The following is a 25453-nucleotide window of genomic DNA, read 5'->3' as shown; positions in this document are numbered from 1 at the left end:
GCGAGTACAAAGCTCCGATTCATCGTCCCACGCCTCCATCCTGAGCCAATAGAGTAGGGCCATGGCGGATCACATGGGAATTGATCAGACGGAAAACTCGCAGGCGCTGCTCAGGGAATTGGCAGCGGCCCATGGAGTCGGAACAGTATTCCAAGGCTGGGACGGCGCAGAACGGAAGGTCTCTGATGCCACGTTGAAAACCGTGCTTGGTGCGCTGGGCGTGGACACGGATACCGATGACCGGATACGGACAGCAATCCATGACGTCGAGCTGGCACCATGGCGAAGGATTCTGCCTCCTGTGGTGGTGGTCCGGGAAGGCCAGGAATTCCATGTGGAGGTACACGTGCCGCAGGGAAAGGCCGTGCGCGTCTCAATAACCAGCGAAGATGGCCTCCACCACGACGTCCTTCAACAGGATGACTGGGAAGAACCCCGTTTAATCGACGGCATACCCACTATTCGCGCAACCTTCGCCATTCCGGAATACCTGCCCCTTGGCTGGCATACTCTGCAGACGGACGTCGAAGGCACATATGCCGAGTGCGCCCTGGTGGTCACGCCGGAAGTCTTGAAGACAAGCGTCGACCTCGCTCAAAACCGGAGTTGGGGTTTGCTGGCCCAGCTGTACTCGGTGAGGTCCAGCCGCTCCTGGGGGATAGGGGACTTCAGTGACCTTACGGATCTGGCGGCAATTTCGGGCGAGGATGGGGCCGGCTTCATCCTCGTCAACCCGATGCATGCAGCCGAGCCCCGAACGCCTATAGAAGACTCACCGTATTTGCCCACAACACGGCGCTTTTTTAATCCTCTGTACATCAGGGTGGAGGAGATCCCCGAGTACGCCTATCTTGAGCCGGGCAGCCGGGCACATGTAGAGAAGTACGCTGCCCAGCTCTATCCTGCGAACCAGGCAAGCGACCTGCTGGACCGCAATTCCAGTTATGGTGCCAAGCTTGCAGCGCTGGAACTGATTTTCGACGTCGGGCGCAGTGCCGCCCGGTCGCGTCAGTTCGAAAGATTCCGTGCAGAGCAAGGAGCCGGACTCGCTGACTTCGCGCTCTGGTGCGCCCTTGCTGAAAGGCTTCACCCTTCCGCGCCTGCATGGCGTGCTGAGGCAGCCTCGCCGTCCACGCCGTATTCGAACGAGCAACGTGAACTGCTGGCAGACAGGGTGGAGTTCCACAGTTGGCTGCAGTGGATCTGTGACCAGCAGCTGGAGTCCGCACAACGTGCAGCCAAACAATCGGGCATGGCATTGGGTGTCATCCATGACCTGGCAGTGGGCGTAAAGACGAACGGCGCAGATGCCTGGATGCTCGCCGACGTTTTGGCGCATGGAGTGACAGTGGGTGCTCCTCCCGACATGTTCAACCAGCAGGGTCAGGACTGGTCCCAGCCCCCTTGGCACCCGGCAAGGCTTGCAGAAGCAGGGTATGCGCCCTACCGGGACATGCTCCGAACCATCCTCCGGCACGCAGGTGGGGTGCGCGTGGACCACATCCTGGGCCTCTTCAGGCTCTGGTGGATTCCACAGGGAAGCGGACCCGAGCAAGGTGCCTACGTCTATTACGACCACGAAGCACTGATCGGGATCCTGGCACTTGAAGCCCAAAGAGCCGACGCCGTGGTTATCGGCGAGGATCTTGGTGTCTTCGAGCCCTGGGTCCGCGGCTACCTGTCGGAGCGCGGGATTTTTGGAACTTCCATCCTCTGGTTCGAGCAGGACGCCGACGGGCCCTTTGCACCGGACAAATACCGGCAGCAGTGCCTCACCAGCGTCAATACCCATGATTTGCCACCAACTGCCGGCTATCTCGCCGGGGAACATGTGACCCTCCGCGAATCCCTCGGATTACTCCGTCGTCCGGTGGCAGAAGAGCGGGAAGAAGCGGCAGCTGAGCAGAAGGCTGTACTGGCCCTGCTTCGTGAACAAGGGGTGCTCCAGGACGCGCCTGATCCCTTCGACCTGCAAGGCCAAGGTCCGCAGGAAGCAGCCCTGCAGCAACAGGAAATCCAACGGATTGTGGAGGCCTTGTACGCCTTTACTGTGCTGACGCCGTCGTCATTGTTGGGACTAGCGTTGGTGGACGCCGTGGGGGAGACCCGGACCCAGAACCAGCCTGGAACGCACGAGCAGTACCCGAATTGGTGCATTCCGCTGGCGGGTCCGGATGGTGCTGTTCTGATCGAGAACCTCGACACAAACGTGCGCTACCGGTCATTGGTTGACCGGTTGAAGAAAATGCTTCAAAACGGGGCTTGAGGCCGGCTTTGGGAATTGCCTGTGTTGACTTGCTCACACTTGTCCCGTCCTAGCATTTTTGGGCTTTCGGCAGTCCCATACTGGATGTTGAGCGGCATGGTGGCGCGCGGTGGCAGCGAGTGAGGGATTTCATGATGAAGAAGGAATATGTTCCAGGAGCGGCAGTTGCAGGTGGCGTCGTCTTGTTCTGGCTGGTCGGTCTTCTTGGTGGGTTCTCCTTCCTCAGCGATCCGAAGCCGCTTCTACCTACCCTGACCTGGCTCATGCTGGTGTATGTCGCCGTCGCCGCTACATTAATTGCCGGTTCCTTTGCGGTGGCGGACATCGTCCGCCGCAGGCTGCGCAACAGGCAGTAGCTCACGTTTTTTGCTTGCCTGAAAAGGGTTCAGGAAGACTTCCGGGGGCTCTTCCTCCCTTCCATTTGCAGTCCTAAACTGAAGGCATCAGCAGCCGACATAAATCGGCTCGGAGCAGGGGAGGACCAGCAATGGGACTTGGCGACAAGATGGAAAATTCCGGCGAGAAAATGACCGGTAAGGCCAAGGAAGCCGCGGGTAAGATGACTGACGATGAGCGGCTCGAAGCTGAAGGTGAAACAGACCAGACCAAAGCTGATATGAAGCAGGCAGGCGAAAAGGTCAAGGACGCCTTTAAGCGCGACTGAATGACGTTGATACCGGGGGTGCTTCCAGCGAACGGGAAGCACCCCCCTATTTTTTGCCCTGCCGCCGAACCTAAACCTGGTACATCTGCTCCGCATAGCGGGCGGGTCGAGTGACGAAATACGGTGCACCGACCCACGATCCGACAGAATAGTGGGAGCACGTGGATTATTTGGGGGATGCCGTCTTTCGACGGTGATGCAGCCCGGAGTCCTTGGGCTACCTCACCAATTTCGTCGAAAGGCATCACCATGACCCATCCCGCCGCTGAAAGACCTGCGGACAACAGCGAGTCAGCAGCGCCGGTACCGGATCAATCGGCTCCGGTCGGCCAGCCAACGTACCCGCAGCAGACGCCACCCCAGTACCAGCAGCCTCCTGCTGAGCAGCCGCAGTACCAGGCCTATCCGCCTGGCGCGCCGCAGTACCAGCAGCCCCCCGCTGGGCAGCCGCAGTACCAGGCCTATCCGCCGGCCGCGCCGCAGTACCAGCAGCCCCCCACTCAGCAGCCCCAGTACCAGGCCTATCCGCCGGCCGCGCCGCAGCAGTATCAGGGCCAATACCCACAGATATCCCAGCAGCCTCCGATGCCCAACCAGGCCTACGGCTACCCCCAGCCGAAGTCCAAGATTGCCGCCGGGCTTTTGGGGATTTTCCTTGGCGGACTGGGCATCCACCGCTTCTATCTTGGCTACACAACAATCGGAGTCATCCAGCTGGTTCTGACAGTCGTTCTGGGTCTCTTCACTTTCGGCCTGGTAGGGCTTTGGGGCGTCGTGGAGGGGATCATGATTCTTGCCGGTTCGAGCTACTTCCAGCGGGACGCTAATGGCATCCCGCTGCGCGAGTAATTCAGAGAACTCGGGAACAAGTCCGGGAGTACCCATGACACAAATCATTTATGACAGGCCAGAACAGCTCGAGCAGATAAATGCGGGGCTGCTGCAAGGAGAGACGGTGTATGCGGTCTACGACTGTATCGGCGTCGGAACAGGCTTTGTAGGCATTACCAACATGCGCATCATTTTGCAGGACAAGAGCTTCGTGGGTAACAAGGTTGCCATCGTTTCCGTGCCCTACAAGAACATTCGCTCGGTCTCCATGCTGTCCAACAAGTCGATGCTCGGACGCTTTGCATCGTCCTCCAGCATCGGGATCGATACGGGCGGCAGCATCAAAGAAGCGGATTTCCGTGGTGACGATAAAGCAAAGCACGCCCACGACCTGATTCTGTGGAACGTGCTGCAAACAAGGTAGAGCGTTCCCCCAAAGGGCGGTCCGTAAACCGGCCGCCCTTTGTTGTGGGCGTACCTACTGGAAGTCTTCCTCTGCCAGGTCCTTTATCGAGTTAGGTGTCTGGCGCCCAAGGCGCCGGTCCAGGGCGACACGCAGCCTGGCGGCCGCCCCTTGCACCCGTCGGTCAGACGCCACTGTCGATGCGCTGTTCCTGTCGGCTTTGGCGGCGTTGGGCCGTGCAGGCAAGACTTGGACGTCCTCGTCCGTGCCGATTACCGATTTCCAGGCGACGTCGAGCAGCCGTAATTCTTCCTCGCGTGCCAGCTCGCTCTGGCTGAGAACGGATAGCGCTGCCAGTCCGAGGGCCTTTACATCGTCCTCGCCGGCCAATGCCCTATCCATGGCCCATTGGGTTCGTCGCCACCATTCCGACCGGCTGTCAGCATCGGACTTCTGGGCCAAGGCGAAGGCATCCGATTGTGCTTTCTGGCGCAGGGTCAGGAGCCCGACGACTGCCGCAGCGACAGCAGCCAAGAGGACAGCAAGCGGTCCCAACGCGGCAACTATCTCCCACCATTGGGCTGGAGCAGGCTGATCGACGACAGTGGATGCGGCGGCAGGTAGTAAGGGCGTCACCTGGACAGCCTACGGTGGACCAGGACGCTCAGTTGCGCAACCGCGGGTCCGGGGTGCCGGAGGAGTGCTTATTGACTCCTGGGAGGACAGAACTCCCCGAAGTTTTTCTGAGCCTCAGCTTGCAGCTCGCCCTGCTTCTCAACATCGGGCGAGTCCTTGGCCGATTCGTCGGTCAGTTCCACCAGCGCCTTGACAGTCGACTTCAGGTCATCCGAGGAAACGGGCCCAATGGTCCGGATCTGGTTGGCGAGGTTCACCGCTCCGGTCTTGCTGGCCGGAGGGTTCGACATAACTTCACGGATCCGCTCGCACGTTTCCGCATTGGTTAGTTGCGGATGGGCGACGCAGGCTGAGGCTGAGAGGGTGAGCGCGGCAGCAAGCAGGGCTGTGGTGAGTTTCTTCATGGTTCCCTTATTGTAAGCAGGGCCAAGGCTCGTCGATACCGGTGTGACAACCGCACACATGAGACGCGCCACTTTTGCCATGGCGGCGGACAGGCAACGGGCACCTCCGGTGCCATTCAAAACGAGGAGCACCATGTCATTGAAAGAACAGCTGCACGGCGACGTCGTCGTCCACATGAAAAACCGAAACAAGGTGGCGCTCACCACGGTGCGGAACGTCCTGGGCGAAATTGAAACTCGCGAGAAGTCCGGCAAAACACCGATTGAGCTGGATGATGCCCAGGTGACCTCGCTGCTGCAGAAGGAAGCGGCCAAACGCCGTGACACGGCCCGCATTTACTCCGAAGCCGGAGAATCCGACCGTGCTGCTGCCGAAATCGCTGAAGCAGAGGTCATCGAGGCTTACCTGCCAAAGGCTCTGACACGCGATGAGGTGGAGGCTATCGTGGATGAGGCGATCGCTGCGTTGAAAGCTGAGGGGCAAGAGCTGTCCATGCGCTCAATCGGGGCAGTCATGAAGCCTGTCACTGCGAAGGTAGCAGGACGCTTCGACGGCAAGACCGTCAGCGAGATCGTACGTGGGCGGCTGGTCTAGCTGAACTCCAAGGGACACAAACACCCCGGCCCGTGTCAGTGAGCCGTAAAAGGCCGCTTTCATTCCTTCAGCGCGCGGCATCACTGCGGGCGGCAGCGCGAAACTAGAGGGAGGGGCGTATTCTCTTGCTAAAAAGGGCAAGGGGGAGAGATGACCGAGACATCAACAAAGGGTCCACCTACGTATGAGGGCACGGGTTCCCTTGAGCAGGTCCGTGTCCCTGCGTGGGAGGCCAAGTACAAGCTGAGCGAGAACCCAGAGGAGCTCGCCCACATGGTCTGCTGCCGGGACCTGGAATGGCGGCAGGCCTTTTGCGGCTACATCGAGGAAGAACCGACGCTCATGTACGAAGCGGACAACATCTGCACGATGTGTGTTGAGACTGCCGCAAGCAGGGGCTGGCTCATGGAATCGCGCCTGTGCCCCATCGACAATCAGGAATGTCCACCAGAGGACGAGGTCGACAGGATGATTGCGGAGCGCGCCTCCAGGACCTGATTCTTCTCCCTGCGCCGCACTTCAGCATGGCCTTCCGACACAAGAAACCCCGGAAAATCAATGATTTTCCGGGGTTTTCCCTATGTGCGCGGAGGGGGACTTGAACCCCCACCCCCTTTCGAGGACTAGCACCTCAAGCTAGCGCGTCTGCCATTCCGCCACCCGCGCAGGTGGTAATTCGGAGCGTGATTTCCGCCCTTCGGCGGTTCGCTTCTCTCCGAAGCAGCGAGAAAAACTCTAACACGAACTCTGCGGAAAGTTGGAATCGGGACGAACGCGGCCTACTGGGTAGGCTGGGACCACGAGCCCCAACCGATATGAGGAGAGAGCCATGACTGCGATCCGCCCCGAGGACGAAGTCGTTCGGATCTGCCAGGAATTGATCCGGATTGACACCTCCAACTTCGGTGACGGTTCGGGCCCGGGAGAGCGGTCTGCTGCGGAATATACAGCGGGGCTAATTACGGAGGTGGGCCTCGAGGCGGAGATCTTCGAGTCTGCTCCGGGCCGCGCCAATGTGGTGACCCGTATTGCTGGGGAAGACCCCTCCGCCAGCGCACTGGTGGTCCACGGCCACCTTGACGTGGTGCCGGCCCTCAAGGATCAGTGGAGCGTGGACCCGTTCGCCGGCGAGCTGCGGGATGGCCTGATCTGGGGCCGCGGGGCGGTGGACATGAAGGACATGGACGCCATGATTCTTTCCGTCATGCGCCAGTTTGCGCGAACCGGCCGAAAACCCAAAAGGGACATCATTTTTGCCTTCTTTGCGGATGAGGAGGCGGGCGGAACCTTCGGTTCCCGCTACGCCGTCGAACAGCGCCCTGAGCTCTTCGAGGGCGCCACAGAGGCGATCTCGGAAGTGGGCGGGTTTTCGGCCACCATCGGAGGCCAGCGAACGTACCTGCTGCAGACGGCCGAGAAGGGGCTCTCCTGGCTACGCCTGGTGGCGCACGGACGGGCAGGGCATGGCTCCCAGATCAGCACCGACAACGCCATCACCCGGTTGGCCAGCGCTGTCTCCCGGATCGGCGAATACCAGTGGCCCATTGAACTGACCCCCACCACCCGTCAGTTCCTTGACGGCGTGACCGAACTCACCGGCGTAGAGTTCGACGCGGATGACCCTGAACGGCTCCTCAAGGAACTGGGAACCTTGTCACGTTTCGTAGGAGCGACCCTTCAGAACACCAGCAACCCCACGCTGCTCAAGGGCGGCTACAAGCACAACGTCATCCCGGAGTCCGCCGAAGCCCTGGTGGACTGCCGGACCCTTCCCGGCCAGGAGGACCAGGTCCTGGAGATCGTGCGGGAGCTTGCCGGCAGCGGAGTGGACGTCAGTTACGTTCACCAGGACGTTTCGCTGGAGGTGCCGTTCGCCGGGAACCTTGTGGACTCAATGATCGATGCCCTCCACTCCGAAGACCCCGGCGCAAAGGTCCTGCCGTACACACTCTCCGGGGGCACGGACAACAAGGCCCTTAGCAGGTTGGGGATTACCGGCTACGGCTTCGCCCCGCTCCAGCTGCCCGATGATCTGGACTTCACAGGCATGTTCCATGGAGTGGACGAGCGGGTTCCCGCCGACTCGCTGAAGTTCGGTGCCAGGGTCCTGGACCGGCTCCTGACCACTTACTGACCCCCTGGCGCAGCTGATGTTCCAGGCAACAAAGGTAGAACCATGACCATCGAAGAGATCCTGCCGGACAGGCTGCTTGAAAGGATCCGCAGCCGCGCCGCGGGCTATGACCGGGACAATGCTTTTTTCCACGAAGATCTGGACGAGTTGCGCGATGCCGGTTACCTGAAGATCTTCGTACCCGCGTCCGACGGCGGCCTGGGCCTTGGGATGGAAGCGGCAGCACAGCTGCAGCGCCGGCTAGCGACGGCTGCTCCCGCTACCGCCCTGGCAATCAACATGCATCTGGTCTGGACCGGAGTGGCTCACGTCCTGGCAGCAAGAGATGACAACTCACTGGATTTTGTTCTCCGTGAGGCGGGGGAAGGAGAGCTGTACGCCTTCGGCAATTCAGAAGCCGGCAATGATTCAGTCCTGTTCGACTCGATCACACAAGCCCGGCCGCAGCCCGACGGCGGCTACAGCTTTACCGGTCGAAAAATCTTCACAAGCCTGGCCCCTGTCTGGACACGGCTGGGCATCTTCGGCAAGGACAGTGAAGCCCGAGATGGGGAGGGCGAGTTGGTCCACGGCTTCATCCATCGTGACACTCCCGGATACAGGATCCTGGATGACTGGAACACGCTGGGGATGAGGGCCAGCCAATCTTGCACCACCGTCCTGGAAGGTGCCTACGTCCCGCCTGACCGGATCTTCCGCAAGCTGCCGGTTGGCCCCAATGCAGATCCCCTGATTTTCGCTATCTTCGCCTGTTTCGAGACGTTGCTCGCAGCCGTGTACACCGGAATTGGGGAACGGGCCTTGGAACTCGGTGTGCAGGCAGTCAAGCGCCGGACATCGTTGAAAAACGACGGCCGCCTTTACTCCCAGGATCCTGATATCCGCTGGAAAGTTTCGGATGGGGCAATGGCACTGGAGCGTCTGTATCCACAATTGCAGCTGATAGCGCGGGATGTGGACGAGAAGATGGACCACGGCAGCCAATGGTTTCCCAAGCTCGTGTCCCTCAAAGTGAACGCGACCGAAACGGCCCGCCAAGTTGTAGACCTGGCCATCAGGGTCTCAGGCGGCTCAAGCTATTTCCAGGGAAGCGAGCTGGAGAGGCTCTACCGGGATGTGCTGGCCGGGATATTCCATCCGTCCGATGACGAGTCAGCACACAGCACTGTTGCGAATGCGTGGTTGGGCCCGCTGGAGAGCTTCTGATGCCCTTTGGGGGCGGCACAACGCCGCTTGCTCCGCTTAGACGGTTCGCTGTACCTGGGTCACGCGCCGCCTAAGCCAGAACCGCCGCCCGCCGCCCACGTAGAGGCGGCTGCGCTCTAATTCCCACTTGCCGTACTCGGAATGTTCAATGAGTCTCCGCCGGGCTTCAGGCAGCGAATCCTCAGGGCCGATCGTCAGTACGAGGTACTCGTACTGCCTCACATAGTCCCGCTCGCGTTCGACGGAGCTGCGCAGAAAATGTTCCTTCATTGCTCTCCATTTTCGTCTTTTTCCGGCTAACGTGAAGTCATGAGCATCGATCCGCGTGTCGCGCTTCAGTCTTTGACCACCGCTTTGGAAGAACACCTGATCGCCGCCTCGGCACGGCGGGGTGAGGGTGACCCCACGGTTGAAGCTGCTTTTTTTGCTGTCGCTGATGCCTTTGAAGTCTACGACGATTCCCTGTACGAAGCGTATGGCGAAGTGACGCCTCTCGAGGTTATCGATGAGGTCGAGGACGACGAGGATGACCGCGAAGACGTGGACGACGACGATCTTGAGATCGTCGAGTCTGACAACCGCGGAATCTGACAGCTAGCAGCGTGGAGCCCGGCTGGCAAAGTCCGGCGGCTGACTGTCAGGGCACCAGAGAGACATCTTCCAGAGCCCTGGCAATTTCCGGCGGCAGGGGGGCAAGCTGGGATGCCAGGATCTCCTTCAGCTGAACAGGGGTGCGCGCGCCTACCACGGCGCTTGCTACGCCATTCTGGGCAACCAGCCAGCTCAGGGAGACGTCCACGGGAGTCCTGCCGAGGCCTCTTGCCGCCATGGCAACAGCCTCAACTATCCTTGATGACTCCGGCTCAAGATACGGTTCCACATACCCCGCCAGCCTCTTTTGGGCTGCGCGGGAATCTGAAGGAATGTGGCCGCGGTATTTTCCGGTCAGGACTCCCCGGCCCAGGGGCGCCCACGCCAGAAGTCCAAGTCCTGCGTCTTCAATGGCCGGCAGGAGCTCGTCCTCGGGCCGCCGTTGCAGCAGCGAATACTCTGACTGGTTGGCGACAAGAGGGAAACCCGCAATGGCTGCAGCTTTGGCCGTTTGCCAGCCGTTGAAATTCGACACACCCGCATACCTTGCCCGGCCGCTGCTGACAGCGAGCTCCATGGCCGAGAGAGTTTCCTGGACGGGGACGTTGGGGTCCCAGGCATGCGCAAACCAGACATCCACATAGTCTGTGCCCAGACGTGCAAGGCTGGCGTCAAGTCCCGACAGCATTCCGCTTCTGGAGGTGTCCACCCGACGCCGGCCCTCCGACGTCGAAAGTCCCGCCTTCGTGGAGATGACCACTTCGGAGCGGGCCACAACGTCTCCCAGTAAACCGCCAAGAATCGCCTCGGCCTGGCCCTCAGAGTAGGACGCGGCAGTGTCGATCAGCGTCCCGCCTGCATCAACAAAGTTCCGCAGCAGTTCAGAGGCATCCTGCTCGTCGGTTTCACGCGCCCAGGACATGGTGCCAAGAGAAAGGGCGGACACGCGCAACCCACTGTTGCCGACATAACGCTGCTGCATAGCAGCAAGCTTACGGGGATTCCCCAAGTGCAATGACGTAGGGTCTATAAACGTGAACTGGATTGAAGCGGCCCTGCTGGGCCTTGTACAGGGACTGACGGAATTCCTCCCGATCTCCTCAAGCGCCCACCTCCGGATAGTCGGTTCCTTCCTGCCGAACGCAGCAGATCCCGGTGCAGCCTTTACCGCAATCACCCAACTGGGTACCGAGACTGCGGTGATCGTCTATTTCTGGCGGGACATCGTGCGGATCATGAAGGCCTGGTCAGGGTCCCTCCGTGGCAGGGTGTCCCGGCAGGACCCTGATGCCCGGATGGGTTGGCTGGTGATCCTTGGCAGCCTGCCGATCATCATCCTGGGGCTGCTCTTCCAAGACCAGATTGAGTCGGTCCTGAGGAGCCTCTGGATCGTGGCCACCACCCTTATAGTCTTCGGAATGATCCTTGCGGTGGCAGACGCCGTCGGCCGGCAACACACGGACCTGACCAGGCTGACTTACAAACACGGCATTATTTACGGCTTCGCCCAGGCGATGGCCCTGATACCAGGCGTTTCCCGATCCGGTGGAACCATCACCGCCGGACTCCTGATGGGCTACACCCGGGAAGCTGCCGCAAGGTACTCGTTCCTGCTAGCCATCCCCGCTGTTTTCGGCAGTGGCCTCTACCAGCTCTATAAGGTGGTTTCCAAGGACGGCGTGTCTGGCCCCTATGGGTTACCTGAGACTGCCCTCGCCACGGTGATTGCCTTCGTGGTGGGCTACGTCATCATCGGCTGGTTCCTGAAGTTCGTTTCCACGCGGAGCTACCGGCTGTTTGTCTGGTACCGCATCTTTCTTGGAATGGCGCTGTACTTGCTACTCGGTTTCAACGTCATCAGCGCCTAGCACTAGGCTTGGGCTGTGAAATCCTGGAAATCCCGTTCCGTCCCACAGCTGCCCGGGCGTATGCCCACCGTTCAGCTTTTCGACTCGGCTAAAGACTCCTTTGTTGCCTTGGACGGGCCGGGGGAGCAGTCGATGTACGTCTGTGGCATCACGCCTTATGACGCAACCCACATGGGGCATGCGGCCAGTTATGTCGCTTTCGACCTCCTGAACCGGGCCTGGCGGGACGCCGGCCAGCGGGTCTCCTACGTCCAAAACGTGACCGATGTCGACGATCCGTTACTTGAACGCGCCACTGCCACCGGGATGGACTGGAGAGACCTGGCTGCAAGCCAGATCGAACTCTTCCGCTCCGACATGGAGGCACTCAACGTCCTCCCGCCGGATCATTACGTCGGCGCAGTAGAAGCCATCCCCATGATCGTTCCTGCAATCGAAAGGCTGTTGCAGCTCGGGCTCGCCTATCGCGTTCCGGGAACAGCGGGAGAGCCCGACGGCGACGTCTACTACGACGTCGAAGCGGCGAGTAAGCATTCGGTAGGTCCGGACGCCTGGACGCTCGGTTCCATTTCAGGCCTCAGCGAATCTGAGATGCTGGAGCTGTTTTCCGAGCGCGGCGGCGACCCTGGGCGCGCCGGCAAGCGGCAGGCATTGGACCCGCTTCTCTGGCGTGTTGCGCGGGAGGGTGAGCCCAGCTGGGCCGGGGGAGAACTCGGCGAAGGGAGGCCCGGCTGGCACATCGAATGTACCGTCATCGCCCAGCAATACCTCCCGGCTCCGTTCACGGTTCAGGGCGGCGGGTCAGACCTGATCTTCCCGCACCATGAGATGGGAGCCGGGCACGCCTACTCACTGTCCGGGCTGCCCCTTGCCCAACACTTCGCCCATGCCGGAATGGTGGGCCTCGATGGCGAAAAGATGAGCAAGAGCAAAGGCAATCTTGTCCTGGTGTCCAAGTTGAGGGCCGCAGGGGAGAAGCCAGCCGCCATAAGACTGGCAATCCTGGCACACCACTACCGCTCTGACTGGTCGTGGACCGAGGAGGAATTTGCGCAGGCCAAAGCAAGGCTTGCACGCTGGGCCCTCGCCGTCTCCGTAGCACCGGAAGGATCGGGAGCAGGCCTGGTAGCCGAACTGCGGACGGAGATGTCGCAGGACCTTAATGCCCCTGGTGCCCTCGCCGCCGTTGACCGCTGGGCAGCAAGCGCACTGGACCTCCACGAATTGAAGCTGCATGACGCGGAACTCCAAAGCGAAGACTCAGAGCTGGATGCGGCGCTGATAACCGACGCACTCGACGCCCTGCTCGGCATCCAGCTCTAAATTTCTAGGGCTTGTCCTTGCCCCGACGCTTCAGATAACGCTCAAATTCACGGGCGATGGACTCCCCGCTGGCCTCTGGAAGATCGGCGGTGTCCTTCGCCTCCTCCAGCTGGCGGACATAAGCGGCAATTTCCGGATCCTCGGTAGCGAGCTCATCCACGCCCCGCTCCCACGCATCGGACTCTTCGGAAAGTTCGTGGGTATCCAGGGGAATCTGCAGGAGCTCCTCGATACGGTGCAACAGGGCAAGCTGTGCTTTGGGTGATGGAGCCTGTGCAACATAGTGGGGCACCGCCGCCCAGAGGGAAACAGTAGGCAGGCCTGCCAGCAGTGCAACTTCAGCAAGTACTCCCACTATGCCCACGGGCCCTTCGTACTGGGAGGCCTCAAGGTCCATCCGCTCGCGCAGCGCATTATCGTCCGTCGAAGCACTCACCGGGATCGGCCGGCTGTGGGGTACATCGGCCAACAGTGCTCCCACCAGCACCACATAGTCCACGTTGAGGGCTTCGGCGTGTACCAGGAGCTCGGCTGTGTACGCGCGCCACTTATAGGACGGCTCAGTGCCCTGCACGAAAATAATGTCTACATTGGTGTCCGGCGCGCTGGCCTTGTAGATCCGTGTTGACGGCCATTTGATCTTGCGCTCACCGGATTGGGTACGCCTGATTGTGGGACGTGTGAACTGGAAATCGTAGTACTCATCCGCATCAATGGCGGCAACCTTCTTGCCGTCCCAGAGCTTGTTAAGGTAGCGAAGAGCATCGCTGGCGGCTTCTCCGGCGTCATTCCAGCCTTCGAAGGCGGCGAGCATCACAGTGATGCGCTGCCCTTCGGGCACAGGCTGCAGCAACCGGTCCGGTTCGACCGTACCCTCCGGCGCCGTGATGTCTCCGTCAAAGCTATTCATTCCTTCACCCTACGTCCAAGAGCGGACGCTACGCATTGAATGAATCGCTGGAAATCCGGATGAAACCAGCAGGTAACCCGGAACCTCAGCCCGGAATTCGCCGAGGGCGTAGCGCGAATAGCCGGCCATGCGCTCCCCGTAGACTTGAAGGCATGCGATCCTCAGCCTCACCGCCAGTACTGAAGGCAGCATTGTGGGATATGGATGGCACTATCGTGGACACAGAGCCCTACTGGATCGAAGCCGAATATGCGCTGGTGGCAGCGCACGGTGGTCAGTGGTCCCATGAACAGGCGCTCCAACTTGTGGGGCAATCCCTCGTGTTCTCAGCCGGCATCCTGCAGGAGGCCGGGGTGGAGATGTCCCGCCGGGACATCATCGACACCCTTACGGCCCAGGTCATCAGCAGGGTACGGGACACTGTGCCATGGCGTCCCGGGGCGCGTGAACTCCTGGAGCAGCTGCATGAGGCTGATGTCCGCTGCGCGCTGGTCACCATGTCTGAAGGACCGTTGGCCCGGGAAATCGTGGCAAGTCTGCCGAGACCGTATTTTGAGTTTCTCGTCACGGGTGACACCGTGAGCCGGGGCAAGCCGGATCCCGAAGCGTATCTTAGAGCCATCGAGCTCCTCCAGGGCAACGATCCCGAACTGACTGCAGCTGACTGTGTAGCGCTAGAAGACTCCGCACCCGGAGTTGCCGCGGCCGTAGCGTCGGGAGCCGTGACTGTGGCCGTTCCGCACATCATGGCCTTGACGGACGACCCCCGCCATGCCCTGTGGGACACCCTTGAGGGCCGCAGCGTCGCGGACCTGGAACAACTCGTGGAGCGTCGGCGGAAATTCCCGCTGGCCCCATTTCCGGTGGAAGCCGCAGAACCAGGGAGAAACAGCGTTGACTGAGTCCACTACAGGCGCACCGAACGGCCAACGCAACGGATTCCGCGAGGGCATCGCCCTGGGTCGAATCGCTGGTATTCGAGTGGTGCTTTCCTATTCCTGGTTCGTCATCGCCGCTTTTACAGTCTTCGCCTACGGGCCCCTCCTTGCGCAGGCGTATCCGCGGCTCGGGATGACCGTCTACATTGTGGCCTTCGCTTATGCGCTGCTCTTACTGTTCAGTGTCCTGGTCCACGAGCTCGCCCATGCGCTGACCGCCAGAATCTATGGCTGGTCCACGGAAAAGATCGTGCTGAACCTCTGGGGCGGGCATACGAGTTTTGAGGAGTTCACACCCACACCCGGCCGGTCCCTGATAGTTGCACTGGCCGGCCCAGCAGCCAACTTCGTGCTGGCTGCTGGTGGCCTGGCGGTGTATTCCACAGGATCGCTGACAGGAATCGCCGAAAACCTCACCTACATCTTCATGTTGGCAAACTTCGTGATCGCAATCTTCAATATCCTCCCCGGGTTGCCGCTGGACGGGGGGAGGCTGGTGGAATCCGCCGTCTGGGCGGCCACCGGAAACCAGGCCAAGGGAACCATCGCGGCCGGCTGGGCGGGAAGGCTGATAGTCGTCGCCCTCGTCCTGTACTTCGTGGGCCTTCCAATGCTGAGCGGCCAACAGCCGGACATCACCCAGATGGTCATAACAGTCCTGGTGAGTGGTTTCCTGTGGGTTAGTGCTTCCGGCGCCATTCGGCAGGGCAGGCTGCGGAGCCGTCTGCATCTGGTGGACGCGGCCGCACTGGCCGAACCCGCCGTCGGGCTCTCCGACACTTCCACCGTGGCGGATGTCCTGCGTCTCTCGCCCGCCGGTTTCCCGGCGGTGGTCCTGTTCGGAGACGACAACCGTCCAAAGCAAGTAGTGGATCCCAAGTCTGTAGCGGACGTCCCTGCCGGAGCAGAGGCCGCCACCGCCGCCAGCGCGGTCTCCTACAACCTCGACGCCGGCGCCTACGTTCTTGAATCGGACAAAGGCCAGGATCTGCTGAAATACTTGTCCGGAATAAACGGAAGCGAGTACGCCGTGGTTGATGACAATGGCAAAGTGACGGGCCTATTGCACAAGCATGCCGTCCTGGATGCCATCACCGGCAAGGAAGCACAGCGCAACGGGCGCAGATAAGCAGGAACCGGTAGAGTTACCTGCCGGCCATGAAATAGGGCAAAAAGCATAATCACCACCAGGCCTGGCCGCCTGGTGCCGGCGCTCTCAATGAGCAGCCAGACAGCATTACAGGAGCGAGGAACAGTCCATGAGCAGCGATCACGCCGCCACCGGTACCACCACAGCCGAAAATCCAGGCTTGGTTACGGCAAGTGCCGAGCCGGTTGGTGCCGCGAGGCGCCGGGGCCCCTTCCGCGAGGGTGAGCGCGTTCAGCTGACTGACGAACGCGGCCGGATGAACACCATCACCCTCGAGGTGGGTGGGGCGTTCCACACCCACCGTGGATTCCTGAACCACGATGAGATCATCGGAAAAGTGGACGGTTCCGTTGTGACCAACAACGTAGGCCAGCAATACCAGACGCTTCGGCCATTGCTGTCCGACTTTGTCCTGTCCATGCCTCGCGGAGCCGCAGTGGTTTACCCCAAGGACGCCGGGCAGATCGTGACCATGGCTGACATCTTCCCCGGGGCTCGCGTGGTTGAGGCGGGCGTGGGCTCCGGAGCCCTGTCCATTTCCCTCCTGCGCGCAGTAGGGGACAACGGCTACCTGCATTCCTTTGAGCGACGCGAGGAATTCGCCGATATTGCGCGCGGGAACGTGGAGACGATCTTTGGTGGTCCGCATCCGGCATGGAAGATCTCACTCGGCGACTTCCAGGAAGAAGTGGTCCGCAGCGAAGCCCCCGGCTCCATCGACCGCGTCGTGCTCGACATGCTGGCGCCTTGGGAGTGCCTGGATGCGGTGGCAACGGTTCTTGCCCCCGGTGGTGTTTGGATCAACTATGTTGCAACAGTGACCCAGCTGTCCCGGACGGCCGAGGCCATTCGCGCAGACGGACGTTTCACCGAGCCCGACGCGTGGGAATCCATGGTGCGGGGATGGCACCTGGAGGGCCTGGCTGTACGCCCGGACCACCGGATGGTGGCGCACACGGGATTCCTGCTGGTAACGCGCCGGCTGGCCGATGGTGTCACAGGCATCTCAGTAAAGCGTCGTCCATCGAAGACAGAGTTCAACGACGAAGACGTCAACGCCTGGACTCCAGGTGCCGTCGGAGAACGTCTGGTGTCTGATAAGAAGCTGCGAAGGGCTGCCCGTGACGCCATTGCGGGGACCAATGTCAAGGACGATCCAAAGGTCACGAACTAGTCCTGAATTTCGCTTACCTTCAGCAGACCTTGCGCTGTTGGGACTATGGTCTTAATAAGAGCGCAAGAAGGGGCTGATGATCATGGAGATGCCAAACAACGAATCAGGACGGACGCCCGCAGGGGACAAGGCAGGTCCAGGAGGCGAGGACGGTGCACGTTACGGCGCCAGCGAACTCTCGGTTGCTGACCGGCAAATCAACATTCTGAGGGACAAACTCCGCCACATCGACCGCCAGCTCGCGGCAGCAACGCAAAACAACACCAAGCTCGTGGGCATGCTGGAAACCGCGAAGGCCGAGATCCTGCGGCTTAAGAACGCCCTGGATCAGGAGGGCCAGCCGCCTTACAGCTTCGGTACCATTCTCCAGCTCAATCCGAAGCGGCAGGCTGCGCCGGGCAGTTCCACTCAGGCAACCACCGAGGAATCGGTGGACATCTTCAACGCCGGCCGCAAAATGCGCGTGGGGATCAGCCCTCTGGTCAACATCAACCAGCTGGCCGTCGGCCAGGAGGTGTTGCTCAATGAGGCACTCCTGGTAGTGGCGGGGCTCGGCTTCGAGCGTGCCGGCGACCTCGTAACGCTCAAGGAGATGCTGGGCCATGACCGCGCCCTGGTGGTAGGCCGGGCGGACGAGGAACGCGTCATCCGCCTCTCCGGTCCGCTGATGGCCCAGAAGCTGCGAGTGGGGGACGCACTGTCCATCGACTCCCGCACCGGCTACGCGCTGGAAAAGGTGCCCCGCGCCGAGGTTGAAAACCTGGTGCTGGAAGAAGTCCCTGACATCACATACCACGACATCGGCGGGCTGGGTCCGCAGATTGAGCAGATCCGCGACGCCGTGGAACTCCCGTTCCTGCATCCGGACCTTTACCGTGAACACGGGCTTAAGGCTCCCAAGGGGATCCTCCTGTACGGCCCTCCAGGTTGCGGCAAGACCCTTATAGCCAAGGCTGTGGCCAATTCCCTGGCCGCCAGGGCTGCCGAGCGCACAGGAAACGTGGATCTTAAGAGCTACTTCCTGAACATCAAGGGTCCTGAACTCCTGGACAAGTATGTCGGTGAGACCGAGCGCCACATCCGGCTCATTTTCTCCCGGGCCCGCGAAAAGGCCTCAGACGGCAGCCCGGTCGTCGTGTTCTTTGACGAGATGGACTCCTTGTTCCGCACGCGCGGAACCGGAATCTCCTCCGATGTCGAGACCACCATCGTTCCGCAGTTGCTGAGCGAGATCGACGGCGTCGAGCGGCTGGACAACGTGATTGTCATCGGCGCCTCCAACCGTGAGGACATGATCGATCCTGCCATCCTGCGCCCAGGACGCTTGGACGTGAAGGTAAAGATCCATCGGCCGGATGCCGAGGCGGCAGCCGACATCTTCTACAAGTACATCACCACGGACCTGCCCTTCCACGCCTCAGACCTTGCCGAGCACAATGGCGATGTCCAGGCCACCGTTGATGCCATGATCCAGCGCACAGTCGAAGCGATGTACTCAACGGACAAATCCAATGAGTTCCTCGAAGTGACGTACGCCAACGGTGATACGGAGATGCTCTACTTCAAGGACTTCAACTCAGGTGCGGTAGTACAGAACGTTGTGGACCGGGCAAAGAAGTATGCCATAAAGGATTTTCTCACGACGGCCCAGAGGGGCATCCGCATAGACCACCTGCTCCGGGCCGTAGTTGATGAGTTCCGCGAGCATGAGGACATGCCGAACACCACCAATCCTGACGATTGGGCCAGGATCTCCGGCAAGAAGGGTGAGCGGATTACCTATATCCGTACCATTGTCCAGGGCAAGGCAGGCCAGGAGCCGGGCAAGTCCATCGAAACGATGCCCAATACTGGACAGTACCTGTGACAGCCCGCCCCGAACGCGCTCCAGGTTCTGCCCTGCCGGCGGGCGGCGCCATGAGGGTGATGGGTTCGGAAACAGAGTACGGTATCCATGCTCCCTCTGCGCCGGGAGCAAATGCCACCATGATGTCCGCCCGCGTCATCCAGGCCTATGCCCAGGTCACCAGGCAGCGGGCGGCCGGGGGAGCGGAGACGCGCTGGGATTACACGGACGAGGAACCCCTGCACGACGCCAGGGGCTGGACAGTGGAGCGAACTTCAGCGGATCCCAGTCAACTGACGGACCAGCCTCCGGTTCTCGATGCCGAGGCTATCGCCATCGCCTACGGCCGCGACGAGCTGGACCATGACGGCGACGACGAATCCGGCTCGCTGCTCATGAACATGGTCCTCGGGAACGGAGCCAGGCTGTACGTGGATCATGCCCACCCTGAATACTCCAGCCCCGAAGTCACCAACCCGCGTGATGCGGTGGCTTGGGATGCTGCCGGTGATCTTGTGGTGCTGGCGGCAGTCCGGCGCCTGGCTGCTGACCCCACCCTGCCGCCCATCAATCTGTACAAGAACAATACTGACAACAAGTCAGTCTCGTACGGCTCGCACGAAAACTACCTCATGCCGCGCTCGGTTCCCTTCGGCGACATTGTCAGGGGACTCACTCCGTTTTTTGTTACGAGGCAGATTATCTGTGGGGCGGGACGCGTCGGCCTGGGACAGGACAGCTCCAGGCCCGGTTACCAGATCAGCCAGCGTGCTGACTTCTTTGAAGCCGAAGTGGGTTTGGAAACTACCATCCGCCGCCCAATCATCAACACCCGCGACGAGCCCCATGCCACCGCGGACAAGTACCGGCGCCTGCACGTCATCATTGGTGATGCCAACCTCAGCCAGACCTCGAACTACCTGAAGTTCGGTACTACAGCCATGGTGCTGAGCCTCATTGAGGCCGGCTTGGCCCCGAAAGTGGAAGTCCACGAACCTGTAGCGGCCCTCCAAACTGTCAGTCATGACACGTCCCTCATGGCCACCATCCGGCTCCTGGACGGCCGGCGGGTGACGGCTCTGGACCTTCAATGGATGTACCACGAGGCAGCCGCAAAGCTCTCGCAGGACGCCGGCGTTGCTGACACGGTGGACGGTGACGGTCACACGCACGCAGTCCTCGAGTGCTGGGCGGCAACACTCAGCCAGCTGGACAACGACCGCGACGCCGCCGCTTCCTCGGTGGAGTGGCTCGCAAAACTTTCCCTGCTGGAAGGTTACCGGCAACGCGACGGGCTCAACTGGGACAACGCACGCCTCGGACTGATCGATCTGCAGTGGGCGGACATCCGCCCCGAAAAGGGTTTGTACCACCGGCTTCTGTCCAGGGACCGGATGCAGCGCATCGTGGACGACCAGGCCATTGCGCGTGCGGTGGCTGAGCCGCCGTCGGACACGAGGGCATACTTCCGGGGACGCTGCGTCAGCAGCTTCAGCAAAGACGTCGTGGGGGCCAGCTGGGACTCGGTCATCTTTGACGTTCCGGGTTACGGACGGCTCCAACGCGTGCCCACGCGCGAACCACTGCGAGGCACCGAAGCACTCACCGGCGGACTGTTTGCCCGTCATCACGAGGCCGCGCCCTTCCTCGCGGAACTCCTAGGACTGGGCACCACTCCGCCACCGGGATAAAGCCACCCGCAGGAGCCTCCGGCGTGGCACTATTGGCTTACAGGATGTCCCTGCAGGAATTGGGGACTCTCAGAAGGAGGAACAATGGCAGGCCAGGAGCAGCAACAACCGCAGTCACGGGACAGTGAAGTTGACGAGGACATCCCCGCAACCCCTCCCGCTCCTGCGGAGGCCCAGGCGTCAGCCGCCACGCAAGGCGTTGACGACCTTCTGGACGAAATCGACGGAGTCCTCGAATCCAATGCTGAGGAATTCGTCCGGGCCTTTGTCCAAAAGGGTGGCCAGTAAGCGGACGCGCGCCAGTGCCCAACGGGCGAGGAAAACGTTGATTCACCACGTTGAAGGAGTGCAGCAGTGCAGGAAACTACAGCCAACCAGGTAGCGGCCAATGCGACGTCATCGTTCACCGAACACCTGCAACGCGACAGGCCCGGACTGCTGCCCTTCAACAATCCTCTTCCAACGGCGCAAGCCGGGTCCGCCCAGCCGCTGCAGGTTCCGCATGCCACCACCATTGTTGCCCTGACGTATGCAGGCGGCGTGCTCATGGCCGGTGACCGCCGGGCAACCATGGGAAACATTATTGCCAGCCGCCACATTGAAAAAGTTTTTCCTGCAGACCAGTATTCGGTGCTTGGTATCGCCGGCACCGCCGGGATTGCCATTGATATCACCAGGCTGTTCCAGGTGGAACTCGAGCACTACGAGAAAATCGAAGGTACTTTGCTCAGCCTGGACGGCAAGGCAAACAGGCTGGGTGCCATGATCCGTGGAAACCTGCCAATGGCTATGCAAGGGCTCGCCGTGATTCCGCTGTTTGCGGGGTTCGACACTCAGGCGGGAATTGGCCGGCTCTTTTCCTACGACGTCACCGGCGGCCGTTATGAGGAGCAGGAACACCATACGGTTGGGTCCGGTTCCATGTTCGCCCGGGGGGCGCTCAAGAAACTGTGGAATCCGAACATTTCAGAGGATGACGCGATCCGGGTGGCCGTTGAATCCTTGTATGACGCGGCCGACGACGACTCCGCCACGGGCGGTCCGGATCCTGTGCGGCAATTATGGCCGGTGGTATACACGGTGAACCGTGCTGGCGCCCGCCGTGTGCCGGAGGCCGTTCTGGCCGAGGCCGCCCAACGAGTCATAGAGTCACGGGCTTCGGCTCATAGGGAGTCCTGACATGACCCAGCAGTTTTATGTATCTCCTGAACAGCTGATGAAGGACCGTGCGGATTTCGCACGGAAAGGCATTGCACGGGGCAGGTCGGTGGTGGTTATCAGCGGCGCTGACGGGATAGCCCTGGTTGCCGAGAACCCATCGCCTTCCCTTCACAAGATCGGCGAGATCTACGACAAAATCGCCTTCGCCGCCGTCGGAAAGTACAACGAGTTCGAAAGCCTTCGCCAGGCAGGTGTGAGGTACGCGGACGTCCGCGGGTATTCCTACGATCGTGAGGACGTGACTGCCAGGGGCCTGGCCAGCGTCTATGCCCAAAGCCTCGGAGCGGTCTTCACAGCTGAGCAGAAGCCCTTCGAGGTGGAGCTTGCCGTCGTGGAGGTGGCAACCCGCCAGGACGAGGACCATTTGTACCGCCTGACCTTCGACGGTTCCATTGCTGACGAAAAGGGTTTCATCGTGATGGGCGGTCAGGCTGAACAGGTCTCGGCAGCCGTGGAAGCCGGCTGGCAGCGGGAACTCGATCTTGCTGGTTCGGTCCGGTTGGCCATGCGCGGCCTCGTCACTGACAAGGACGCCTCGGCATTACCTCCCTCGGCTGTTGAAGTAGCGGTCCTGCACCGGGTATCGGAGACTGCCCTCGGCACGCGCCGGGCCTTCCGGCGTCTTGGAGACGCAGAGATCGCGGAACTCCTAGCTGAGGGGAACTAACATGGACAAGCGCATTTTTGGCATCGAAACGGAGTTTGGAATTTCCTACTCCAGTCCGGATTCCAGGCCCCTGGCTCCTGAGGAAGTAGCGCGCTACCTGTTCCGCAAGGTGGTGAGCTGGGGGAGGTCCTCTAATGTGTTCCTCACGAACGGCTCCCGGTTATATCTGGATGTCGGCTCGCACCCCGAGTATGCAACGGCTGAATGTGATGACCTGGCGCAGTTGATAGCGCACGACCGCGCGGGCGAGCTGATCCTCGATGACCTTGTTGATGAAGCGCAGGCCCGGTTGGCCGCCGAGGGATTCAATGGCACGGTATATCTTTTCAAAAACAACACGGACTCCGCCGGCAATTCATACGGCAGCCATGAGAACTACCTGATTCCGCGCCGTGGCGAGTTCTCCAGGCTCGCGGAGATCCTCATCCCTTTTCTGGTCACCCGCCAGCTGATAGCTGGTGCAGGAAAAATCCTGAAAACTCCCCACGGGGCAACCTTCGCGTTCTCGCAACGGGCAGACCACATCTGGGAGGGTGTTTCCTCGGCCACTACCAGGTCCCGGCCCATCATCAACACCCGCGACGAGCCTCATGCGGACGCTGAGTTCTATAGGCGCCTCCACGTCATTGTTGGTGATTCCAACATGTCCGAAACCACAGCGCTGCTCAAAATAGGTACAGTCGACCTGCTTCTGCGGATGATTGAGGCGGGAGTCATCATGCGCGACATGCGAATGGAAAATCCCATCCGAAGCATCCGGGAGATCTCCCACGACCTCACAGGCAGGGCGTTGGTCCGGCTCGCCAACGGCAGGCAGCTCACTGCGCTTGAGATCCAGCACGAATACCTGAGCAAAGTCACCGCCTTCGTGGCCGAGAACGGCGCCCATAATCCGCATGTGCCGCTGATACTTGACCTGTGGCGACGAACCCTCGACGCCATCGAGAGTGGAGACACCCGCACCATCGATACCGAGATTGACTGGGCCATCAAGAAAAAGCTGATGGACTCATACCGTGAGCGCCATGGTCTGGGACTCGATGCCCCCAGGGTTGCCCAATTGGACCTTACGTACCACGACATTTCCCGTTCACGGGGACTCTTTTATCTGCTCCAGTCGAGGGGAGCCACACGTCGCCTGGTAGGGGACATCGACATCAAGGACGCTGTGGACGCCCCTCCGCAGACCACCCGCGCCAAACTCCGCGGTGACTTCGTCCGGAGAGCCCAGGAGCTGGGCCGGGACTACACCGTTGACTGGGTGCACCTGAAACTGAACGACAGGGCGCATCAGACTATTCTCTGCAAGGATCCATTCCGCAGCGTTGATGACCGGGTGGATGCACTTCTGGACTCTATGGGCTGATACCCAGCTTCAGGGGTTAAGCTGGATGGGGCCGTTTATACGGCCACCCTTGTTCTGCCGCGAGCATGATGCCGGCATGACGTCCATCTTGCCCCGACGAAAGTTCTTACGTGCGCCGAATACTAGCAATTCTCATTCCCGGACTGCTGCTGCTGACCGCGTGCGGCGGATCAGCTGCCGCTCCCGAGCCAACAAGTCAATCCGCGGGTGAAACAGCAAAGCTCGACACCCTGAAGCTCACTGAAAATGGAGACAAGAAGGCGCCAGGTGTTGAATTCACCAAGCCGCTGGATGTCACAAAACCCACCATTAAGGTGGTCAAAGAAGGTAATGGAGACAGCCTTAAGGCGAATCAGATCGCCCAGATCTCCTATGTAGCCCTTAACGGCAAGGATGGCTCCACTCTTGAGGACACCTTCTCAACTGAGCCCCAGCCACTGGAGCTCAGCGAAGAAGCAAAAACCGGTAGTCCCGAGATCTACAACGCGCTTGTCGGAAGTAAGATCGGCTCATTCATCGCTCTCGCCCTTCCCGGACAGGCCGCTGCCCAGGGCGGGCAAGAACAGCCGAGCAACCTGATCATCATCAAGGTGCTCGCCGCTACGGAAGCTCCCAAGGCGTTGAGCAAGGAAGAAACCGAGCAGTTGGACAAGGACGGAAAGCTCCCTAAGGTCACTTTCGATGACAAGGGTGTTCCGTCAGTGGAAATTCCGAAAACGGATGCTCCTGCCGGCCTGTCAGCGAAGGTACTTTCTGAGGGCACCGGCGAAACGGTCGCAGCAGCTGACACCATCGAGGCCAACTACACGGGTTGGCGATGGGAAGACAGCTCAAAGTTCGATTCAAGCTTCGACCGTGGCGAACCTGCGACATTCTCCCTCAGCCAGGTCATCAAGGGCTGGACACTTGGCCTGACCGGGCAGAAAGTAGGATCCAAAGTCCTGCTGACCATCCCGACAGATCTCGCCTACGGCCCAAATGCCGCGGCACAGAAGAAGCCTGCCGGTCCGCTGGTCTTCGTTGTTGAGATCAAGTCCAAGAAGTAGCTCACGCCTTCCTCGGCCTTGAGCCATACGGTTATAAGACCAAGAAACCCCGAACAAAAGGAGCAACCATGTCATTTGGTCAGCGTGATTTCGACCGCCAGAAGCCGGAAATTGACTTCCCTGAGGGCGATGTCCCCACTGAGCTGGTGATTACAGACCTCATCGAGGGCGACGGCGCCGAAGCCAAGCCGGGAGACACCGTGTCAACGCACTACGTCGGCGTTGCGTGGTCCACCGGTGAAGAGTTCGATGCCTCGTGGGGCCGCGGAGCGCCGCTGGACTTCAAGGTGGGCGTCGGCCAGGTCATTCAGGGCTGGGACCAGGGCCTGTTGGGCATGAAGGTAGGCGGCCGCCGTCGGCTGGAAATCCCCTCCGAGCTCGCCTACGGTTCCCGTGGAGCCGGAGGCGCCATTGCCCCCAACGAGGCGCTCATCTTCGTCGTTGACCTGGTCGGCGTGCGCTAAGCACCAATCAGCAATGTTGGGCCATCAGTCCCGCTGAGCCTGGAAGCGCGGTAACAATC

28 protein-coding genes and 1 tRNA gene are annotated in these 25453 nt (G+C 60.7%); 23 read left to right on the top strand and 6 right to left on the bottom strand.

Features of this window, described 5'->3' with window-relative positions:
- Positions 1–61: 61 nt before the first annotated feature.
- The 5 genes from malQ to M1E02_RS10750 all read left to right on the top strand — a co-directional run bounded on the left by malQ (position 62) and on the right by M1E02_RS10750 (position 4185).
- On the top strand, positions 62–2266 hold the full coding sequence (malQ, locus tag M1E02_RS10770; RefSeq protein WP_479378014.1) for a 4-alpha-glucanotransferase: 2205 nt from the start codon (positions 62–64) through the stop codon (positions 2264–2266).
- A 131-nt stretch (positions 2267–2397) separates the two neighbouring features.
- On the top strand, positions 2398–2622 hold the full coding sequence (locus M1E02_RS10765) for a hypothetical protein (RefSeq protein ID WP_479378013.1): 225 nt from the start codon (positions 2398–2400) through the stop codon (positions 2620–2622).
- A 131-nt stretch (positions 2623–2753) separates the two neighbouring features.
- On the top strand, positions 2754–2930 hold the full coding sequence (locus tag M1E02_RS10760) for a CsbD family protein (protein WP_479378012.1): 177 nt from the start codon (positions 2754–2756) through the stop codon (positions 2928–2930).
- Between the two features lie 249 nt (positions 2931–3179).
- The gene (locus M1E02_RS10755; protein WP_479378011.1) at positions 3180–3779 is read left to right on the top strand and encodes a TM2 domain-containing protein; all 600 of its coding nucleotides are present in this window, start codon (positions 3180–3182) and stop codon (positions 3777–3779) included.
- A gap of 34 nt (positions 3780–3813) precedes the next feature.
- Entirely contained in the window at positions 3814–4185 is a 372-nt protein-coding gene (locus tag M1E02_RS10750; protein ID WP_479378010.1) for a PH domain-containing protein, read from the top strand.
- A 54-nt stretch (positions 4186–4239) separates the two neighbouring features.
- On the opposite strand, the gene M1E02_RS10745 is transcribed toward M1E02_RS10750, so the two are convergent.
- Complete coding sequence (locus M1E02_RS10745) at positions 4240–4800, bottom strand: hypothetical protein (protein WP_479378009.1); 561 nt, start codon at positions 4798–4800, stop codon at positions 4240–4242.
- A 68-nt stretch (positions 4801–4868) separates the two neighbouring features.
- Complete coding sequence (locus M1E02_RS10740; protein ID WP_479378008.1) at positions 4869–5204, bottom strand: hypothetical protein; 336 nt, start codon at positions 5202–5204, stop codon at positions 4869–4871.
- 133 nt (positions 5205–5337) lie between these two features.
- On the opposite strand from M1E02_RS10740, the gene M1E02_RS10735 reads away from it, so the two are divergent.
- Entirely contained in the window at positions 5338–5799 is a 462-nt protein-coding gene (locus tag M1E02_RS10735; RefSeq protein ID WP_479378007.1) for a GatB/YqeY domain-containing protein, read from the top strand.
- Between the two features lie 150 nt (positions 5800–5949).
- Entirely contained in the window at positions 5950–6297 is a 348-nt protein-coding gene (locus tag M1E02_RS10730) for a hypothetical protein (RefSeq protein ID WP_479378006.1), read from the top strand.
- An 85-nt stretch (positions 6298–6382) separates the two neighbouring features.
- On the opposite strand, the gene M1E02_RS10725 is transcribed toward M1E02_RS10730, so the two are convergent.
- Positions 6383–6465, bottom strand: a tRNA-Leu gene (locus M1E02_RS10725).
- A 163-nt stretch (positions 6466–6628) separates the two neighbouring features.
- Here M1E02_RS10725 and M1E02_RS10720 point away from each other — a divergent pair.
- Positions 6629–7933: a M20/M25/M40 family metallo-hydrolase gene (locus M1E02_RS10720; RefSeq protein WP_479378005.1), complete on the top strand. Its 1305-nt coding sequence runs from the start codon at positions 6629–6631 to the stop codon at positions 7931–7933.
- Positions 7934–7975: 42 nt separating this feature from the next.
- Positions 7976–9139 (top strand): acyl-CoA dehydrogenase family protein, encoded by a 1164-nt coding sequence (locus tag M1E02_RS10715; protein ID WP_479378004.1) that lies wholly within the window; start codon positions 7976–7978, stop codon positions 9137–9139.
- A 36-nt stretch (positions 9140–9175) separates the two neighbouring features.
- Here the strand turns inward: M1E02_RS10715 and M1E02_RS10710 are convergent, their stop codons facing one another.
- Positions 9176–9409: a DUF5703 family protein gene (locus M1E02_RS10710; RefSeq protein ID WP_479378003.1), complete on the bottom strand. Its 234-nt coding sequence runs from the start codon at positions 9407–9409 to the stop codon at positions 9176–9178.
- A gap of 39 nt (positions 9410–9448) precedes the next feature.
- On the opposite strand from M1E02_RS10710, the gene M1E02_RS10705 reads away from it, so the two are divergent.
- Entirely contained in the window at positions 9449–9730 is a 282-nt protein-coding gene (locus tag M1E02_RS10705) for a hypothetical protein (protein WP_479378002.1), read from the top strand.
- Between the two features lie 46 nt (positions 9731–9776).
- On the opposite strand, the gene M1E02_RS10700 is transcribed toward M1E02_RS10705, so the two are convergent.
- Positions 9777–10712: an aldo/keto reductase gene (locus M1E02_RS10700; protein ID WP_479378001.1), complete on the bottom strand. Its 936-nt coding sequence runs from the start codon at positions 10710–10712 to the stop codon at positions 9777–9779.
- A gap of 52 nt (positions 10713–10764) precedes the next feature.
- On the opposite strand from M1E02_RS10700, the gene M1E02_RS10695 reads away from it, so the two are divergent.
- Together M1E02_RS10695 and mshC are read left to right on the top strand one after the other, a co-directional pair.
- On the top strand, positions 10765–11598 hold the full coding sequence (locus tag M1E02_RS10695) for an undecaprenyl-diphosphate phosphatase (protein ID WP_479378000.1): 834 nt from the start codon (positions 10765–10767) through the stop codon (positions 11596–11598).
- Positions 11599–11613: 15 nt separating this feature from the next.
- Positions 11614–12921, top strand: a complete 1308-nt coding sequence (mshC, locus tag M1E02_RS10690) for a cysteine--1-D-myo-inosityl 2-amino-2-deoxy-alpha-D-glucopyranoside ligase (protein ID WP_479377999.1) — start codon at positions 11614–11616, stop codon at positions 12919–12921.
- Positions 12922–12925: 4 nt separating this feature from the next.
- Here the strand turns inward: mshC and M1E02_RS10685 are convergent, their stop codons facing one another.
- A complete protein-coding gene (locus tag M1E02_RS10685) occupies positions 12926–13831 on the bottom strand; it encodes a PAC2 family protein (protein WP_479377998.1) in 906 nt (301 codons plus the stop codon).
- Positions 13832–13983: 152 nt separating this feature from the next.
- On the opposite strand from M1E02_RS10685, the gene M1E02_RS10680 reads away from it, so the two are divergent.
- From M1E02_RS10680 to M1E02_RS10630, 11 genes are all read left to right on the top strand, one after another.
- Positions 13984–14733 (top strand): HAD family hydrolase, encoded by a 750-nt coding sequence (locus M1E02_RS10680; protein ID WP_479377997.1) that lies wholly within the window; start codon positions 13984–13986, stop codon positions 14731–14733.
- Positions 14726–15898 carry a site-2 protease family protein gene (locus tag M1E02_RS10675; RefSeq protein WP_479377996.1) on the top strand — a complete coding sequence of 391 codons (1173 nt, stop codon included), beginning with the start codon at positions 14726–14728 and terminating at the stop codon, positions 15896–15898. Before M1E02_RS10680 ends, M1E02_RS10675 begins: the two co-directional genes overlap by 8 nt.
- A gap of 130 nt (positions 15899–16028) precedes the next feature.
- Positions 16029–17093 carry a tRNA (adenine-N1)-methyltransferase gene (locus M1E02_RS10670; RefSeq protein WP_479377995.1) on the top strand — a complete coding sequence of 355 codons (1065 nt, stop codon included), beginning with the start codon at positions 16029–16031 and terminating at the stop codon, positions 17091–17093.
- Between the two features lie 82 nt (positions 17094–17175).
- A complete protein-coding gene (gene arc / locus M1E02_RS10665; RefSeq protein WP_479377994.1) occupies positions 17176–18960 on the top strand; it encodes a proteasome ATPase in 1785 nt (594 codons plus the stop codon).
- Entirely contained in the window at positions 18957–20630 is a 1674-nt protein-coding gene (gene dop, locus M1E02_RS10660) for a depupylase/deamidase Dop (RefSeq protein ID WP_479377993.1), read from the top strand. Before arc ends, dop begins: the two co-directional genes overlap by 4 nt.
- Before the next feature lie 84 nt (positions 20631–20714).
- Positions 20715–20918 carry a ubiquitin-like protein Pup gene (locus M1E02_RS10655; protein WP_458113967.1) on the top strand — a complete coding sequence of 68 codons (204 nt, stop codon included), beginning with the start codon at positions 20715–20717 and terminating at the stop codon, positions 20916–20918.
- Positions 20919–20984: 66 nt separating this feature from the next.
- A complete protein-coding gene (prcB, locus tag M1E02_RS10650) occupies positions 20985–21809 on the top strand; it encodes a proteasome subunit beta (RefSeq protein WP_479377992.1) in 825 nt (274 codons plus the stop codon).
- Position 21810: 1 nt separating this feature from the next.
- Complete coding sequence (gene prcA, locus M1E02_RS10645) at positions 21811–22518, top strand: proteasome subunit alpha (RefSeq protein ID WP_479377991.1); 708 nt, start codon at positions 21811–21813, stop codon at positions 22516–22518.
- Position 22519: 1 nt separating this feature from the next.
- The gene (pafA, locus tag M1E02_RS10640; protein WP_479377990.1) at positions 22520–23884 is read left to right on the top strand and encodes a Pup--protein ligase; all 1365 of its coding nucleotides are present in this window, start codon (positions 22520–22522) and stop codon (positions 23882–23884) included.
- A gap of 110 nt (positions 23885–23994) precedes the next feature.
- Positions 23995–24930 (top strand): FKBP-type peptidyl-prolyl cis-trans isomerase, encoded by a 936-nt coding sequence (locus tag M1E02_RS10635; protein ID WP_479377989.1) that lies wholly within the window; start codon positions 23995–23997, stop codon positions 24928–24930.
- A 68-nt stretch (positions 24931–24998) separates the two neighbouring features.
- Positions 24999–25394 carry an FKBP-type peptidyl-prolyl cis-trans isomerase gene (locus tag M1E02_RS10630; protein ID WP_479377988.1) on the top strand — a complete coding sequence of 132 codons (396 nt, stop codon included), beginning with the start codon at positions 24999–25001 and terminating at the stop codon, positions 25392–25394.
- The last annotated feature ends 59 nt before the right edge of the window (positions 25395–25453 follow it).

It is taken from the genome of Arthrobacter sp. Z5-13 (assembly GCF_056499105.1).
Note: the sequence above shows the minus strand (reverse complement) of the source record. Positions and strands in the feature narration are given on the sequence as shown.